The sequence below is a fragment of the Pseudosulfitobacter pseudonitzschiae genome (genome assembly GCF_002222635.1).
Classification (GTDB): Bacteria; Pseudomonadota; Alphaproteobacteria; order Rhodobacterales; family Rhodobacteraceae; genus Pseudosulfitobacter; species Pseudosulfitobacter pseudonitzschiae_A.
Genome location: NZ_CP022415.1, coordinates 2,254,158 through 2,270,888, shown reverse-complemented (window position 1 = coordinate 2,270,888; position 16,731 = coordinate 2,254,158). Strand labels below are relative to the sequence as shown.

Annotated in this window: 15 protein-coding genes; 11 read left to right on the top strand and 4 right to left on the bottom strand. The window is 61.9% G+C overall.

The window, feature by feature from the left end; genetic code table 11:
• Positions 1 to 134 precede the first annotated feature (134 nt).
• The 4 genes from SULPSESMR1_RS11015 to SULPSESMR1_RS11000 all read left to right on the top strand — a co-directional run bounded on the left by SULPSESMR1_RS11015 (position 135) and on the right by SULPSESMR1_RS11000 (position 2,250).
• Positions 135 to 686: a fasciclin domain-containing protein gene (locus tag SULPSESMR1_RS11015; protein WP_089420865.1), complete on the top strand. Its 552-nt coding sequence runs from the start codon at positions 135 to 137 to the stop codon at positions 684 to 686.
• Between the two features lie 109 nt (positions 687 to 795).
• Positions 796 to 1,272 (top strand): peptide-methionine (R)-S-oxide reductase MsrB, encoded by a 477-nt coding sequence (msrB, locus tag SULPSESMR1_RS11010; RefSeq protein ID WP_089420864.1) that lies wholly within the window; start codon positions 796 to 798, stop codon positions 1,270 to 1,272.
• Complete coding sequence (locus SULPSESMR1_RS11005; protein WP_089420863.1) at positions 1,269 to 1,625, top strand: DoxX family protein; 357 nt, start codon at positions 1,269 to 1,271, stop codon at positions 1,623 to 1,625. Before msrB ends, SULPSESMR1_RS11005 begins: the two co-directional genes overlap by 4 nt.
• A gap of 46 nt (positions 1,626 to 1,671) precedes the next feature.
• The gene (locus SULPSESMR1_RS11000) at positions 1,672 to 2,250 is read left to right on the top strand and encodes an NYN domain-containing protein (RefSeq protein ID WP_089420862.1); all 579 of its coding nucleotides are present in this window, start codon (positions 1,672 to 1,674) and stop codon (positions 2,248 to 2,250) included.
• Between the two features lie 68 nt (positions 2,251 to 2,318).
• Here the strand turns inward: SULPSESMR1_RS11000 and truA are convergent, their stop codons facing one another.
• Positions 2,319 to 3,089, bottom strand: a complete 771-nt coding sequence (gene truA / locus SULPSESMR1_RS10995) for a tRNA pseudouridine(38-40) synthase TruA (RefSeq protein WP_089420861.1) — start codon at positions 3,087 to 3,089, stop codon at positions 2,319 to 2,321.
• A 115-nt stretch (positions 3,090 to 3,204) separates the two neighbouring features.
• On the opposite strand from truA, the gene SULPSESMR1_RS10990 reads away from it, so the two are divergent.
• From SULPSESMR1_RS10990 to SULPSESMR1_RS10960, 7 genes are all read left to right on the top strand, one after another.
• Positions 3,205 to 4,611, top strand: a complete 1,407-nt coding sequence (locus SULPSESMR1_RS10990) for a YcjX family protein (RefSeq protein WP_198362785.1) — start codon at positions 3,205 to 3,207, stop codon at positions 4,609 to 4,611.
• On the top strand, positions 4,608 to 5,063 hold the full coding sequence (locus tag SULPSESMR1_RS10985) for a GNAT family N-acetyltransferase (protein WP_089420859.1): 456 nt from the start codon (positions 4,608 to 4,610) through the stop codon (positions 5,061 to 5,063). Before SULPSESMR1_RS10990 ends, SULPSESMR1_RS10985 begins: the two co-directional genes overlap by 4 nt.
• Positions 5,063 to 6,058 carry a YcjF family protein gene (locus SULPSESMR1_RS10980; protein ID WP_089420858.1) on the top strand — a complete coding sequence of 332 codons (996 nt, stop codon included), beginning with the start codon at positions 5,063 to 5,065 and terminating at the stop codon, positions 6,056 to 6,058. The genes SULPSESMR1_RS10985 and SULPSESMR1_RS10980 overlap by 1 nt, the downstream gene beginning before the upstream one ends.
• 77 nt (positions 6,059 to 6,135) lie before the next feature.
• Entirely contained in the window at positions 6,136 to 8,853 is a 2,718-nt protein-coding gene (locus SULPSESMR1_RS10975; protein WP_089420857.1) for a DUF2339 domain-containing protein, read from the top strand.
• A 236-nt stretch (positions 8,854 to 9,089) separates the two neighbouring features.
• Positions 9,090 to 11,993, top strand: coding sequence for an isoleucine--tRNA ligase (ileS, locus tag SULPSESMR1_RS10970; RefSeq protein WP_089420856.1), 2,904 nt, complete (start codon positions 9,090 to 9,092; stop codon positions 11,991 to 11,993).
• Between the two features lie 230 nt (positions 11,994 to 12,223).
• Positions 12,224 to 13,636, top strand: coding sequence for an NCS1 family nucleobase:cation symporter-1 (locus SULPSESMR1_RS10965; protein WP_421086489.1), 1,413 nt, complete (start codon positions 12,224 to 12,226; stop codon positions 13,634 to 13,636).
• An 87-nt stretch (positions 13,637 to 13,723) separates the two neighbouring features.
• Positions 13,724 to 14,179, top strand: a complete 456-nt coding sequence (locus SULPSESMR1_RS10960; RefSeq protein ID WP_089420855.1) for a methylated-DNA--[protein]-cysteine S-methyltransferase — start codon at positions 13,724 to 13,726, stop codon at positions 14,177 to 14,179.
• A gap of 5 nt (positions 14,180 to 14,184) precedes the next feature.
• Here the strand turns inward: SULPSESMR1_RS10960 and SULPSESMR1_RS10955 are convergent, their stop codons facing one another.
• The 3 genes from SULPSESMR1_RS10955 to SULPSESMR1_RS10945 form a co-directional block, all read right to left on the bottom strand.
• Positions 14,185 to 14,880: a CDP-alcohol phosphatidyltransferase family protein gene (locus SULPSESMR1_RS10955; RefSeq protein WP_089420854.1), complete on the bottom strand. Its 696-nt coding sequence runs from the start codon at positions 14,878 to 14,880 to the stop codon at positions 14,185 to 14,187.
• A gap of 91 nt (positions 14,881 to 14,971) precedes the next feature.
• Complete coding sequence (locus SULPSESMR1_RS10950) at positions 14,972 to 15,892, bottom strand: tyrosine recombinase XerC (RefSeq protein ID WP_089420853.1); 921 nt, start codon at positions 15,890 to 15,892, stop codon at positions 14,972 to 14,974.
• Positions 15,889 to 16,596, bottom strand: a complete 708-nt coding sequence (locus SULPSESMR1_RS10945; RefSeq protein ID WP_089420852.1) for a DUF484 family protein — start codon at positions 16,594 to 16,596, stop codon at positions 15,889 to 15,891. Before SULPSESMR1_RS10945 ends, SULPSESMR1_RS10950 begins: the two co-directional genes overlap by 4 nt.
• Positions 16,597 to 16,731 lie beyond the last annotated feature (135 nt).

Here is a 16,731-nt window from a genome sequence, read left to right as displayed (position 1 = left end):
AAGCCGCGCCAAAACGCACTGCCGAAAAAAAATCGGAAAAAATGAACGCCGCGTGAAACTTCACGCGGCGTTTTGCGTGGCTCGGGTCAAGCAGGGGGGAAACGCCGCTGCACAAACTTGGAAGGAATGAAGTTATGACACCGATCAAAACGCTTGCAGCCCTCACTTTGGGCACCGTGCTGGCCACATCCGCATTTGCCGCCAACCCCGACGTGGGCGGCGCGCCGATGTTCGAAGACAAAAACATCATCGAAAACGCCGTGAACTCGGCAGATCACACCACGCTGGTTGCAGCCGTCAAAGCCGCAGGTCTGGTTGATGCCCTGCAAGGCGCGGGGCCCTTTACGGTCTTTGCACCCACCAATGCGGCATTTGCAAAATTGCCCGACGGTACGGTGGACACGCTGTTGATGCCTGAGAACAAGGGCATGTTGACCAAAGTGCTGACAGCCCACGTCGTTGCAGGCGATTTGTCGGCCGCAAGGATTGTCCAGAATGCGAAGAATTCCAAAGACGGCTTCTTTCACATGCAAACCTTGTCGGGTGATGCGCTCTCGGCGCAGGTGAAGGGACGAAACGTCTATATCTATGATGAAAACGGGAAAGTCGGAAGAGTAACGATTGCGGACGTGAACCAGTCGAATGGCGTCATTCATGTCGTCAATTCGGTTCTTGTGCCGAAGTAAGTACGCGTATTTTCCGACCGGGTTGGTTGCCGGCCCCCCATGTCAGCGGCCAACCCACTTTTTGACACGATCCCCTTCAAACCTACCTTTGTCTTGAAAGGATCACCTTATGTTACGCCGAAATTTTCTAGCCTCAGGCACCGCGCTGGTCTTTGCGCGTCCGGGGTTTGCCGCCACCTCCGAGGGCGGTTTCGAAATCACACGCACCGAGGCCGAATGGCGCGCGATGCTGACCGATACCGAATATGCCGTCATGCGCGAGGAAGAGACCGAGCGCGCCTTTACCAGCCCCCTGAACGATGAAACACGTGCAGGCATCTTTCACTGTAAGGGCTGCGATCTGGCGCTGTATGACGCCAAGACCAAATTCAAAAGCGGCACCGGCTGGCCCAGCTTTTACCAAGCTTTGCCCAATGCGATTGGCACCAAAGACGACCGCAAACTGCTGTTTTTTGTGCGCACCGAATGCCATTGCCGCCGCTGCGGCAGCCATCTGGGCCATATCTTTGACGACGGGCCCCAGCCTACGGGCAAACGCCATTGTCTGAACGGTGTCAGTCTGACGTTCACCCCAGAAACCGCGTGACCGGTTGCCGGCTGTGGTCGTTTCGCGCAGGGCGCGTCCTTTTGGGCGCGCTTTTTGCGGCTGGGGCAGTTCAGAAAATCACCGATCCGGTTCCAACGATGGACCTGCTACGCGGCATTGGCCTGCCCGCTCTGCTGGTCTGGCCTGCAATGGTGTTCAACGTGCTGGGGGCCTTTTGCCTTTGGTTCGGCATCCGCCTCGGCCTGATGGCGCTGGCACTGGCCGCTTATTGCATGGTCACATCGGTCTTTCACTTCATCCCCGAAGATCCGTGGCAGATGACGATTTTCGTCAAGAACTGGGCGATTGCGGGCGGTCTTCTGGCACTGGCAAGCCACCCTGATGCAAGCTGACACAACCAGACTTGGCCCCGCCACAGTCCGGGGGTAAAACGGCGCCATGCGTGCGCCTCTTTTCCTTTTCCTGATCTCGCTCTTTGGTATTGCCGTTGCTCTTGTCGTGCCCGGCTGGTCTGACCTGTTGTTGCTTGCAGCTCCGATGGCCTTGGCTGCCGCGATCTTGCTGTTGCGTCAGCAAAAGCCAGCGCCGAAACGAAAGAGGTCCTCGGGTCCACCGGTCATCCTCGACGGATCAAACGTTATGTACTGGAAAACCCAAACCCCCGATCTTGCCCCCGTCCGCGAGGTGATCGCCGCCCTGACCGCGCGGGGCTTGTCCCCGTCGGTGATCTTTGACGCCAACGCAGGGTACCTGCTGAAAGGAAGCTATTGGCACGACAATGACTTCGCCGCAGCCCTTGGCCTGCCGCATGGTCAAGTGAGGGTGGTGGACAAGGGCACGCCCGCCGATCCGCTGATCTTGCAAGCCGCCCGCGATCAAGGCGCGCGTATCGTCACCAACGACCGCTACCGCGACTGGCTGGACACCTTCCCGGAGGCGCGCAAACGCGGCCACCTGATCCGTGGCGGCTACCGCAAGGGTCCGCTCTGGCTCGGCCTGCCAAAGCCGCAGGCCTGAACCCGTCTTCATCTTGCCAGAAAAACTCCGGGGGAGGCCGTAGGCCGGGGGCTGGCCCCCGTACCGGCCTATCCGCCGAACGGATTGTCGGGGTATTGTACACCCGCCAGATACAACCCCTGCGGCGGACAGACCGGCCCGCAGGCAGCACGGTCACACGCTATCAGGGCGCGGCGCACATCATCGGGTGTCCAGCCACCATTGCCCACCCGTTCCAGCGTGCCGACGAAACTGCGCACCTGATTGTGCAGAAACGACCGTGCCCGCACGGTAAACTGCACCTCTGGTCCCCAGTCCGTTTCGACGCGCACAATATCCAGCGCATCCAGCGTTTTTACGGGGCTTTCCGCCTGACAGATCGATGACCGGAAGGTGGTGAAATCATGCAATCCCAGCAAATGCGCCGCCCCTTCGCGCATCGCGTCCACATCCAGTTCGCAATTGACCCGCCAGACCAGACCTTCTTGGTGCGTCGCGGGTGGTCTGCGCATCAGCAAGCGGAACAGGTATTTGCGCTCCAGCGCCGAAAACCGCGCGTGCCAGTCTCCATCGACCACGGCGCAGTCGACAATTGCCACCGGCGCGGGCTTGAGGTGATAGTTTAGCGCCTCGGAGAGACGAAATGGGTCCCAGTCCTTTTCCATGTCGCAATGGGCGACTTGCGCCAGCGCATGTACGCCCGCATCGGTACGTCCTGCGGCTGCGATCGTGTGGGCGCGCGGTTCAAGTTTGGCCAGCGCAGCTTCGATGGCACCCTGAACCGACGGCTGGTCCGGTTGCCGCTGCCATCCGACGAATGGCGCACCATGATATTCGACTTTTAACGCGTAACGGGGCATGGCGCATGCCCTAGCGCCACGCAGCCCCACTGGCAAGCCTGTGATGGACTGCCTATGTTGTTTGAAACAGGACGGGCCACCACAAGGCTGGTCACAGGTTACAAGGGTGCGACGGGTGGTCATTTCAGCAATTGCCGATAGTCTGGTGCGCAGCGTCGAGACGGTACAAGACACGGTATCAGAAACACTTTTTGAACCGGTCGTGCGCCTTGGTGTCACCGGCCTTGCGCGGTCGGGCAAGACGGTGTTCATCACCTCGCTGGTGGCCAACCTGCTGGACCGTGGCCGGATGCCGCACCTTCTTGCGGCTTCCGAAGGGCGGATCGAGGCGGCGTTCCTGCAACCGCAGCCCGACGATACGATTCCGCGATTCGATTACGAAAGCCATCTGGGCGCGCTGACTGCTGATCCCGCCCACTGGCCTGACAGCACGCGCTACATCTCGGAACTGCGGGTCAGCCTGCGGGTGCGGCCCAAGGGGCTGCTGGCGGGGCTGAAAGGGCCGCGCACCGTGCACGTCGACATTGTCGATTACCCCGGTGAATGGCTGCTGGATCTGACGCTGATGGACAAAACCTACAGCGAATGGTCCGCAGCAACGCTGAAGTCGATTGCCGGCCGTGAAGAGGCCGCCAGCTACCGCGCGAAAGTCGCGCAGGTTCAAGGTGCCGCCAAGCTGGACGAACCCGTAGCCCAAGATCTTGCCGCCAGTTTTGCCGCCTATTTGCAAGACGCGCGGCGGGCGGGATACTCTGATTGCGCACCGGGCCGGTTCTTGTTGCCGGGCGATCTGGCGGGTTCTCCGGTGCTGACCTTTGCACCACTGCCTGCAGGGGGCGCCCCGCGCGGGTCACTGCTGCGCGAGATGGACCGCCGCTACGAGGCCTATAAATCGCAGGTGGTCAAACCGTTCTTTCGCGACCATTTCGCCCGCATCGACCGTCAGGTGGTGCTGGTTGATGCCTTGGGGGCCGTTCACAACGGTCCCGTAGCGCTTGAGGATCTGCGCGGGGCGCTGACCGACATCCTGTCGGCCTTTCGTCCCGGGCGGAACGCGTTTCTGACGCGGCTGCTGATGGGAAAACGGGTCGAGAAAATTCTGTTTGCCGCGACCAAGGCCGACCATTTGCACCACAGCCAGCACGCGCAACTGACGGCGATCATGCAAGCCTTGGTGCGCGATGCGACGGACAAGGCGCGCTTTGCGGGGGCCGATACCCAGTCGCTGGCCATCGCGTCGTTGCGTGCGACAACCGAAACCGACATGCCGCATGACGGCGAAACGCTGGGCATGGTGCAGGGCAAGCTGCTGGACACTGGCAAGCAGGCCGCGTTTTTCCCCGGTCACCTGCCAAGCGATCCGTCGCACTTGTTGAATCCGCAGCGCGGCGAAAACTGGCTGGCAGGCGACTATCAGGTGATGCGCTTTGCCCCTGCCACGCTGACCCTGCGCCCGGGCGACGGGCCGCCGCACATCCGACTGGACCGTGCCGCGCAATTCCTGATCGGGGACAAGTTGTGAACGCTGTGCAAATCTGCGCCGCCCGCTCGCTGGATGCAGGCACGGTGGGTGCGATCCTTGGCGCGAATGTCGACGCAACGCCGTGGTTGCCACGGGTCCATTCGCGGGCCGAAGAGATCATGTTTGTCGCTGACATGATCGACGCAGGCTGGGTGACCACCGCCCGCACCGATGCGGGTGTGGTTGGGTTTCTGGCGTTGCAATACACCGAAATCCAAGGCCTCTATGTCGCGCCCGAGGTGCAGAACCGCGCCGTTGGCACCGCGTTGCTGGACCATGCCAAGGCGTGCAGCACGCGGCTGGGGTTATGGTCGTTCACCGCGAACACGGGGGCCAACCGCTTTTACGAGCGCGCGGGCTTTTGTGCAGTGCGACACACAGACGGGGCGGGCAATGATGTTGGCCTGCCCGATGTGCGCTATGAATGGCGCGCAGACAAGGAGACGCTGTAATGGCCAAAGGTCCGGTTTTGATAGATCTTTCCCAGACGCCCTCGGTGGCCGATGCGCCTCCGGTGCCTGACACCATCGAGGCACCGATGCCACAAGGGCGCGCCATGCAGACCGCCGCGCGGATGGCCGCGCGCCGTCCGTCACTGTTGGCGCGGCTGTTCTGGTGGGTGTTGACGACGCTGACCGGCACGGTGGTTTCGGTTGCCGCGTGGGATTTTGCCAACGACCTGATCGCGCGGGCACCCGTTCTGGGCTGGATCGTCACGGGGTTGTTTACGCTGTTCGTTGTGATCCTGCTGATGATGGCCATCCGCGAACTGGCAGCACTCGCGCGGCTGACCCGTATCGACGACCTGCGCCATCAGGCCGCCACTGCGATCGAGGCCGCCGATCTGGTGGCTGCGCGCAAAGTTACCGACCGGTTGGTGGCGCTTTACAGCCGCCGCGAAGACACCCGCTGGGGCCGCGACCGGCTGAACGAATTGCGCGGCGACCAGATGGACGCCGCCGCTTTGCTGACACTGGCCGATGCCGAATTGCTGGCCCCGCTGGATACCGCCGCCTCGCGCGAGGTTGAAGCAGCGGCACGGCAGGTGGCCGCAGTGACCGCGCTGGTGCCGCTGGCGCTGGCCGATGTGGCTGCAGCGCTGACCGCCAATTTGCGCATGATCCGCCGCGTGGCGGATGTGTATGGCGGGCGCTCGGGGTTCTTTGGAAGCTGGCGGCTGACCCGTGCCGTGCTGTCGCATCTGGTGGCCACGGGGGCCGTGGCTGTGGGCGACGATATGTTGGAACCTGTGCTGGGCGGGTCGCTTCTGGGCAAGCTGTCGCGACGTTTTGGCGAAGGGCTGGTCAACGGCGCGCTGACCGCCCGCGTCGGTGTGGCTGCAATGGAGGTGTGCCGCCCTTTGCCCTTCCCCGCAGGCAAACGTCCCACCAGCCGTGGCATCGTCCAACGCAGTCTGACCGGCCTGTTCGGGTCCAAAGATCGCTAGGTCAGGATTTCCATGCTTTGCGCCGCTTCACCAAAGCGTTATCGTGCGTTTTGAACGTTGGGCAAGGGTAGAGCGGAATGGAAGGTCTTCTGGTTGTGATCGGAGGAATCGTTTTAGCGATTCCCGTGGTGTTGATTTATTTGCTGATCAGCCACAGCGGTGTGAAATCCCGTCTCGAAGACGTCGAAAAGGAACTGGCCCTGCTGCGGCGCACCAGGGGCCTGCCCGTGCCGTCCGAAACAGATGCGCCAGCCGGTGCGACCATTGCGGATGTTGCCCCACAGGTCAGGCCAGAGCCGTCCGAACGGCCCAAGCGGCCCGAACCGCCCGCCGCGGCTGTGATCGCTGCGCGTCAGGCTGCGGCCGCCAAACCGCCAACGCCGTCGCGCGCGACAGAGTGGGTGCAACGGCTGAGCGCATGGCTGGCAGACAACTGGTTCTATGCCGTTTCGGCGCTGTCGCTGGCATTGGCGGGGCTGTTCTTGGTGCAATACGGTGTCGAGAACGGTTTGTTGCCGCCTGCCGCACGGGTTGCTGCGGCGCTGGTCTTTGGCGCGGTGCTGATCGGCGCGGGGGAATACATCCGCCGCCGGTTCGGAGACGGAGAAGACACAAGCACCGCCTATCTGCCGTCGGTCTTTTCCGGCGCAGGGATCGTATCGCTGTTCGGCGGCGTGCTGTCGGCGCGGCTGCTCTATGACCTGATCGGGCCGGAAACGGCGCTGGTTGGCATGATGCTGGTGGCGCTGGTTGCCTTGGTGTTGGGCTGGTTCTACGGGCCGCTTCTGGCGGCTGTTGGCGTGATCGGCGCCTTTGCCGCGCCCTTTGTGGTCGGCGGCTCGTCGGATGATCCGACGATTTTCTACGGATATTTCGCCATTATCGCAGCGCTTGGTCTGGGCATCGATACGCTGAAGCGCTGGGCTTGGGTTTCGGTGCTCAGCCTTGTTCTGGCCTATGTCGCGGGCTGGCTGCTGGTGGCGGGTGCGGATCACACGATTGCAGCATTCGTGGCCTATGTTTTTGCGCTGGCGCTGATGGCGCTGCTGATTCCGGCGCGGTCGGTGATGCCCGACCACAGCGGGGTTTTGATCCACCAGCTTCGCAAGGATGCACGCCCGATCTTTCCGACGCTGCTGTCGGTGGGGGCGCTGGGTGTGACCGTGGTGTCGCTGGTGATGACCGCGCATGGCGGCGTGGCCGAGTTCTGGCTGTCGATTCTGGCGTTGGCACTTCTGGCGGGGGCCTGGACCTGTTGGTCGGTGCCCGCACCGGCCTTGCAGGATCAAACTTTGCTACCACTGGCGGGCCTTGGTGCCGCAGTGGCGCTGATCGGGTTGGATCATGCAGAGGTGGTGTCGGATTATCTGAACACTTATGTTGACGCGCCCGAAGCCAAGTTTCCGTGGGCGGTCAGCGTGTTGGTGGCGATTGGTGCGGTGTTGTCCTTGCTGGCCGCGTGGCGGTCAATGCGCGGAGGGGCGTTTGCCCCGCTTTGGGCGGCTGCGGCGGCGGTGATCGCACCGGGGTTGGCGGTGCTGATCGAGGTGACATGGCGACCCGCGCTTGCGATTGGCGCATACCCTTGGGCGCTTCATGCGGCGGCACTGGCGCTGATGATGGGGGTAATGGCAGAACGCTTTGCCCGCGTCGACGGGCCGGAGCATCGCCTGCGCACCGCGTTTTTTGTACTGTCGGCGCTGTCGTGCATCACCTTTGCGCTGGTGCTGATCCTGTCGCTGGCGGCGTTGACTGCGGCGATTGCGGTGACGGTGGTGGTGGCCGCATGGCTGGACCGGCGGTTTGATTTGCCGCAAATGGGCTGGTTTGTCGCTGCGGGCGTGGCCACGCTGGGCTACCGGCTGGTGGTCGATCCGGGGCTGATCTGGGCCATCGACGTCACCCTGCCCGAGATGCTGCTGGCCCATGGCAGCGCTTTTGCCGCGATGGTGGCAGGGCTGTGGCTGCTGCGTCCGCGCGTCGAACAAGGACGACGGGACGAAGCGGTACTGATCCTTGACAGCGCAGCATGGTCGTTTGGCGGCATACTGCTGACGCTGCTGGTCTATCGCGCCATCGCTTCGGTGCTGGACGAGGACAGCGTCGGATCGCATTGGGCGATGGGGCTGTTTGCGTCGATCTGGTTCGGGCTGGCGCTGGCGCAAGCTCAGCGTATGGCGAGACGGCCTGTGCTGCGGTGGGTGCGGGCGGGGCTGGCAACGGTCTTTGCCCTGACCGGGCTGGGCGCACTGGCCTTGGGGGCAATCTTGCTTTCGCCGCTTCTGAGTTCGTGGTTTGCCGATGTGGCGGGACCGCCGGTTGTCAACACGCTGGCACCGGCCTATCTGGCACCGGCGCTTGTGCTGGCCTTGGGCGTGTGGCGGATCGACACCTTGCCACGGCTGCTGCGGCTGGCAATGGCGGGACTGGCAGGTGCGCTGGGGGTGCTCTGGCTGTTCTGCGTGATCCGCCATTTCTGGCAGGGACCGGACGCGATGGAACTGGATCGCGGCATGGGGCAGGGCGAGCTTTATACCTATACCGTGGCACTGCTGCTGGCAGGTGCTGCGCTGTTCTATCAGTCAATGGCGGCCAATTCGGCACTGATGCGGCGCGCGGGGCTGGTGGTGATAGGACTGGCAGTGGCCAAAGTGTTCCTGATCGACATTTCGGGGCTGGGCGGTCTGGTGCGGGTGTTTTCGTTGTTGGTGTTGGGATTGTCGCTGGCGGGGCTGGCATGGCTGAACCGTTGGGCGCAAGGCAAGACGGTGGCGCGTGCACCCGAGGGCGGCTAGGGGGCAGCCCCCCCGGCCTGCGGCCGCCCCCCGGGATATTTGACGCCAAAAGAAGGGGTCTTGTAGGGCTTTGCCGCGCTGCTTATAAGGCGGGCATGATGATGCTACCTGCGCTCATTATTCGAATTATTTCCCCGGCGCTCTGACACCTTGAGACGCCGGGCAACAGGTGTTCGAGCCATCGCACCGACCCTCACTTTACGCTTATTCCCGACCTGATCCGAAGGACGCCCGATATGTGCGCCGATACGCCTGAATACAAAACCACACTGAACTTGCCCCGCACCGATTTTCCGATGCGCGCGGGCCTGCCCAAACGCGAGCCCGAGTGGCTGGCACGCTGGGAAAAGATCGGTGTTTACGACCGACTGCGCGAGAAAAAGGGACGCACGCCCTTTACGCTGCACGACGGACCACCCTATGCCAACGGGCATCTGCATATCGGCCATGCGCTGAACAAGACGATCAAGGACATGATCGTGCGCAGCCACCAGATGATGGGCTTTGACGCGCGGTATATCCCCGGTTGGGATTGCCACGGTCTGCCGATCGAGTGGAAGATCGAAGAGGAATACCGCAAGAAGGGCCGCGACAAGGATCAGGTGCCGATCAACGAATTCCGTGGCGAATGCCGCGATTTCGCGCGTGGCTGGGTGGACATCCAGCGCGACGAGTTCAAGCGTCTGGGTATCACGGGCAATTGGGAAAACCCGTACCTGACGATGGATTTCCACGCCGAGCGGGTGATCGCCGAGGAGTTCATGAAGTTCCTGATGAACGGTACGCTTTATCAGGGGTCTAAACCCGTGATGTGGTCGCCGGTCGAAAAGACCGCGCTGGCCGAAGCCGAGGTCGAGTATCACGACAAGGAGAGTTTTACGGTTTGGGTGAAGTTTCCAGTCGTTGGCACCGGCGGTGATCTGGACGGTGCCAAGGTGGTGATCTGGACCACGACACCATGGACCATGCCCAGCAACAAGGCCGTGGTTTTCGGCGCGGGCATCTCCTATGGCCTGTACGAAGTGACCGCGACGCCCGAGGAATGCTGGGTCGAGGTGGGCGAGCGTTTCCTGTTGAGCGATGCGCTGGCCGACGAGGTGATGGGCCGCGCGCGACTTGAGGGCGGCATGTATACGCGTGTGCGTGACGTCACTCAGGACGAGTTGGCCAAAGCCAGCCTCGAGCATCCATTGAAGGGCGCTGAGGGCTCCAACGGCGAATGGGATGACCTGCGCGACTTCCGCGCCGCCGATTTCGTCACCGACACCGAAGGCACCGGCTTTGTCCATTGCGCACCCTCGCACGGGTTGGAGGAATACGAGCTCTACCGTGATCTGGGCATGCTGGAGCAGGTCATCACCTATAACGTCATGGAAGACGGGCGTTTCCGCGATGATCTGCCGTTCTTTGGCGGCAAGGCGATCCTGAAGCCAAACGGCAAGGAGGGCAACGCCAACGCCGCCATCATCGACAAGCTGGTCGAGGTCGGCGGCCTGCTGGCGCGTGGCAAGATCAAGCACAGCTATCCGCACTCGTGGCGGTCCAAGGCGCCGGTGATCTACCGCAACACGCCGCAGTGGTTTGCCGCCATCGACAAGGTCGTGGGTGACGGACTGGACACATTCGGCAAGACAATCCGCGAACGTGCCCTGACCGAGATCGACAACGTCAACTGGACGCCCAAATCGGGCCGCAACCGTTTGCATTCGATGATGGAGGCGCGCCCCGACTGGGTGTTGTCACGTCAACGCGCATGGGGCGTGCCGCTGACCTGCTTTACCAAAAAGGGCGCGCTGCCGACCGATGCAGATTTCCTGCTGCGCAACGCGGACGTGAACGCGCGGATCGTCGAGGCCTTCGAGACGGATGGCGCGGACGTGTGGTATGCCGATGGTGCGAAACAGCGGTTTCTGGGCGGCATCGTCAACCCCGACGATTACAATCAGGTCACCGACATTCTGGATGTGTGGTTCGACAGCGGTTCGACCCATGCCTTTACCTTGCGCGACCGCGAAGACGGCTCGGAAGACGGCATTGCCGATGTCTACATGGAAGGCACCGACCAACACCGCGGCTGGTTCCATTCGTCGCTGCTGCAATCGGTGGGCACGACGGGCCGCGCGCCCTATCGCAATGTGGTGACGCATGGGTTTACGCTGGATGCCAAGGGCATGAAGATGTCAAAATCCATCGGCAACACCATCGTGCCGGACGAGGTGGTGCGCCAGTACGGCGCCGATATTCTGCGTTTGTGGGTGGCGCAGGCCGATTATACCGCCGACCAGCGGATCGGGCCGGAGATTCTGAAAGGTGTGGCCGACAGCTATCGGCGTTTGCGCAATACCATGCGATTCATGCTGGGGTCGCTTTCGGACTTTACCGAAGCAGACCGCACCGCAGCCGCCGATATGCCCGAGCTGGAACAATGGGTGCTGCACCGTCTGGCCGAGCTGGATGAGGTGGTGCGCACGCGCTATGCCGCCTTTGATTTTCAGGGCGTCTGGCAGGCGGTGTTCAACTTTGCCACGCTGGATTTGTCGGCGTTCTATTTCGATGTGCGCAAGGATGCGCTGTATTGCGATGGCGATACGCTGCGCCGCAGGGCCGCGCGCACGGTGCTGGACCTGTTGTTCCAGCGTCTGACCACATGGCTGGCGCCGATCCTTGTGTTCACGATGGAAGAGGTCTGGCTGGAGCGGAATCCGGATGCGGACAGTTCCGTTCACATGGCCGATTTCCCCGCGACGCCTGCGGACTGGCGCAATGATGCGCTGGCCGCGAAATGGTCCGGTGTGCGTGCCGCCCGTCGTGCCGTGACCGCCGCCTTGGAGGTGCAGCGCACCGACAAGGTCATCGGTGCCTCGCTTGAGGCGGCTCCGGTGGTGCATGTCGAGGATGACAGCCTGCGTGCCGCCCTGCAATCGGTGGCATTCGAAGATCTGTGCATCACGTCCGACATCGCGATCACCGCCGACGCGTCCCCCGCCGAAGCGTTCCGTCTGCCGGAAGTCTCGGGCGTGGGTGTGGTGTTTGAAAAGGCTGCCGGTGCAAAGTGTCAACGCTGCTGGAAAGTGCTGCCGGATGTGGGCACACACGCGCACGCAGGTGTATGTGGCCGCTGCGACAAGGCACTGACCTGAACGCAGCGCGGTCTGAAACTTCTTGCGGCCTGCTCCTGAAAGGGGGCGGGCCGTTAGCATTTCAAGCGACCGGTGAACTGCCATGACCCTGGGTTAACTACGTTCTATGCACGGCATACGGGATGTGGCAGGTTCGCTGTATCGTGGTGCAACTTGCGCCAGGGAACAACAGGGCGCCAAGGCCAAAGGCCGCCGTCCGCATATTTTTCGCACAAGAGCGAGGGACACTTATGACCATGCATACCGACACATCAACCGGCGGGGACGGCAATACGCTGAACCCTGTCAGCCCGTCCGAAAAGAACTGGGGCGCGTTCGCAATCTTCAACATCTGGGCCAATGACGTACAGTCGCTTTTCGGCTATTCTCTTGTCGCTTCGCTGTTCATCTCGTTTGGGGTCAGCGGCTGGACCGCCTTTGCCGCGCTGATCTGCGCGGGATTGTTCGTGATGTTTCTGGTGAACCTGTCAGGTGCGCCGGGCGAGAAGTACGGCATTCCCTATCCGGTGCTGGCGCGCGCCAGTCTGGGCACCCAGGGGGCCAAGCTGCCCGCGATTCTGCGGGCCATCGTGGCGGTGTTCTGGTACGGGGTGCAGGTCTATTTCGCCTCGACTGCCGTGGCGCTGCTGATCCGGTCGCTGACGGGTATCAGTGGCGGTGCCGAGGTGCTGGGGCTGACAGGTGTTGACTGGCTGGCATTCGTGGTGGTCTGGGCCTTTCACATCGTGATCTTCTGGCGCGGCATGGACTGGGTAGAGACGTTTTTGAACATTGCAGGCCCGTTTGTGTATCTGGTGATGATCGGGCTGGTGATCGTTCTGTGGCAAAAGGCGGACGGCCAGTTGCTGAACGCGGTACAGACGATCTTTGTGCAGCCGGATGCGACATTCTTGAGCGAGTTCAACGGCTTTGTTGCCATCGTTGGCACAATGGTGGCCTATTTCGCTGCTGTTATGATCAACTTTTCGGACTTTTCGCGCTATGCCAAGGACAAGCCGGCGATGGTGCGGGGCAACCTTGCGGGGCTGCCGTTCAACATGATCCTGTTCTCGGCCCTTGCGCTGCTGACCACAGCGGGGGCCGCAGTGGTTTATGGCGAGGCGATCATCAACCCGACCGAGATTGTCGAACGTACCGACAGTGTGCTGCTTAGCGTCATTGCCGCGATCACGTTTTTTGCGGCGACCGTGGGGATCAATCTGGTCGCCAACTTCATCCCTGCGGTGAACGGTATTGCCAACCTTGCGCCCGACAGGATCAGCTTTCGCATGGCGGGGTTGATTACATCGGGCTTTGCCTTTGTCATCGGCGGCTTGTGGGTCAGCTTTATCGCCAGCTTCGGCATCGGCGGTTTCGTTAACACGCTGGGGGCGACGCTGGCACCGATCTACGGGATCATGATCGTCGATTATTACATGCTGCGCCGTCAAAAGCTGGACTTGGCGGGATTGTACGACATGACGGGCGGACCGTACCGCTTTGGCAATGGTTGGAACAATCCGGCTGTGGTGGCCTTTGCTATTGCGGCTGTGTTCTCGGTGGCGACGGTCTGGGTGCCTGCGTTGGCGGCTCTGTCGGGCTATGCTTGGGTGATCGGGGCGCTGATCGGTGGCGCGCTGTATTACATGCTGGCCAAACGCTAAGGCTTTTGCGCACCGTCAGAAAGCTGGCGGTGCGCATTGCGCAGGTTACGGGTTGAGAGATCGCTGATTTGGTCGCATCCTGCCGTGATGAACCTGTATGATGTACCTACACAATTCGGCACCCTGTGCCTGACCGAAAACGACGGGGCCATTACGGCGCTGTCTTGGCAGGCGTCGGGGCGCACGGACGACACGGCTGTGCTGCGCGAGGCTGTGGCGCAACTGCGCGCCTATGATGCCGGCGCGTTGGAGCGGTTCGACCTGCCGCTGCGCGTGGCGGGGTCTGATCTGCAACGCGCGGTTTGTGCGGCGATGTCTGCGATTCCCTACGGCTTTACCCGCACCTATGGCGAGATTGCCAAAGACGTCGGCGCATCGGCGCAGGCGGTGGGGCAGGCGTGCGGTGGCAATCCGGTGCCGGTGATTATTCCGTGCCACCGCGTGATGGGGGCAAAGGGGCTGACTGGATTTTCGGGGGCAGGCGGAGTCGAAACCAAGGTGGCCCTGTTGCGCCATGAAGGCGCGGGCGGTTTTTTGATCTGACGGGGTCAGCCGTCAGGGCCGTACAACGCTTGTTGTGCGATGCCTGCAAACGTCAGGTAGACGGATGTGAGCGCCAGCCCGTATACAGCCCAGGTGTCGGGATGAAAGTTCACCCAAGCGGCCCAGCCCGCAAACACCGTCCACGCCAGCGCCACCGGCAGGCTAAGCTTGCGCCAGCGTACGGTGCGCACGGGGTGGATGAATTTCAGCGGCAGGAACATCGCCACCGCCAGAATGGTGACCAGCGCCAGCGATACCCAAAAGTTCGGCTCGATCGCAAAAATCACTAGAACCAGCATGTTCCAGCACCCCGGAAACCCCGCGAAAGAGTTGTCTTTGGTCTTCATCCGCGTGTCCGCAAAATACAGCGCCGAGGCAAAAGTGATCAGGATGATCGCCACCCAGCCGGTCCAGCCGTCCATCAGCCCCGATTTGAACAGGGCAAAGGCGGGAATGAACACATAGGTCAGATAGTCGATGATCAGATCCAGCAGCACGCCGTCAAATTCGGGGGCGTTGGATTTCACATCATACTTGCGCGCCAGCGGGCCGTCGATGCCGTCCACGGCAAAGGCCACCACCAGCCACAAAAACATCAGATCCCATTTGGCGTCGACCGCAGCCAGCATGGCCAGCATGGCAAAGACCGCGCCCGTAGCGGTCAACAAATGGACGGAGAGGGCTTTCATCTGGCGAGTCATGTACCCGTTGATGGCTTATTGGGCGGGTGGATGCAAAAGGAAATGCGGGCTTTTGGCCGGATTGGCCTGTTCGGGTTCGCAATCCGCACGATCAGGCTTTGGGGTGGGCACTGTTGTAAACATCCATCAACCGCGCAGTATCAACCGCTGTATAAGCTTGCGTGGTCGACAGCGACGCATGGCCCAGCAATTCCTGAATGCTGCGCAGATCACCGCCCGCGTTCAGCAGATGTGTCGCAAAGCTGTGGCGCATTGCGTGGGGCGTGGCAGTGGCGGGCAGGCCCAGCTGCATCCGCGCCGTTTCCATCGCCTTTTGGATCGCACGCGGTGCCAGCGCGCCACCGCGCACGGCACGAAACAGCGGTTGGTCATCTTGCAGGATGTGCGGACAGGCGGCGATATAGGCCTCGACAGCCTGCTGTGCCGCACCCACCACGGGCACGATCCGTTCCTTGTTGCCCTTGCCGGTGATCCGCATGACCTGCGGCAGCGGCGCGTCGCCGCCACGCAGCCCCAGCGCTTCGGATATCCGCAGCCCGCAGCCCCACAGCAGCGTCAGCACGGCAATGTCGCGCAGCCCGACCCAAGTGGTTGCGGACTGCATCCCGATTGTCTCGACCAGATCATGCGCCGCATCCACCGCCAGCGGGCGCGGCAGCTTGCGGGTGTATTTGGGGGCGCGGGTGGACAATACGGCAGTTGGCTCGAATCCCTCGCGGGACGCCAGCCAGCGATAGAACGATTTTACCGCGCTCAGCTTACGCGCAAGCGACCGTGGCCCCACATCAGACGAACGGGTGTATGCCATCCATGCACGCATGTCGCTGACAGTGATATGCGACAGCGCGCCCAGCCCTTGGGGCGATCCCTTGTGGGTGGTGATAAAGGCCAGAAATTCGCCCAGATCGCCCGCATAGGCGATGATCGTGTTGGCAGCCGCACCCTTAAGCGCCCGCTGGTGGTCCAGCCACGTCTCCAGCGCGTCGCGCGCCGCCGGAGAGATCAGGCTCATGACAGCCAGCGGCGCATGGTGCGTTCAAACACGCCGGTAAAAAAGGTTAGCAGATCGGTGCCCTGTTGCGGGCCGAACATATGCGGGTCTTCGGCGCCCATCACCAGCAGACCGGGCAGACGGCCCGCGCCAAAGTTCAGCTTTAAACACGCCTCTGAGCGGATCCAGTCGCAGTTGCTGCCGTAAATCTCGGCGTTGCCGTTCTGTATCTGACGCAGGGTGATCTGACGGACGGGGCCGCCACGGCCTTGGGTCAGGTAGCTGTCGATAAAGCCCGGCTCGGCCACGCTAAGCACATCACCCAGACGCTGCACCGCAGGGTCATTGTCGTTCTGCACGCTTTCCAGCACCAGTTTCACCGCGTCCACACGCAAAATTTCGGCCACTTCGCCGCCCAGATCGCGCAGAAAGGTTTCAAATTCCACAGGGTCCAGCATCCGCAGAATCGCGCGGTGAACCTGATTGGTGCCCGCCAGATTTTCATAAGCGGCGGCGATCACGCTGCGGTGGGTGTCTTCCAGCCGGTCCAGCCGCGATTCCAGCCGTTCCATTGCGATGCCGCGCAGATCGACGATATTGCCACCCATGCTGCGTTCATTTGCGGCGATCAGGGCGTGCATCATGTCCTTGTCATCAAGGATCACATCGGGACGCGAAATAATCGCCTCGCGCAGGGCGTCGTCGATTTTCGGGCTGCTGGTCATGGACTGCTCATTTTATTTTGTGGGACCGTAACACGCGGCCGCTTCAAAATCTGCCCTTTTTTGGTGAAAATTGCAGGTTTTGAAAACGGGTCTTTGATGTGTTGCCAGAATTCCCGCCCAGGGGGAATTGTGGTG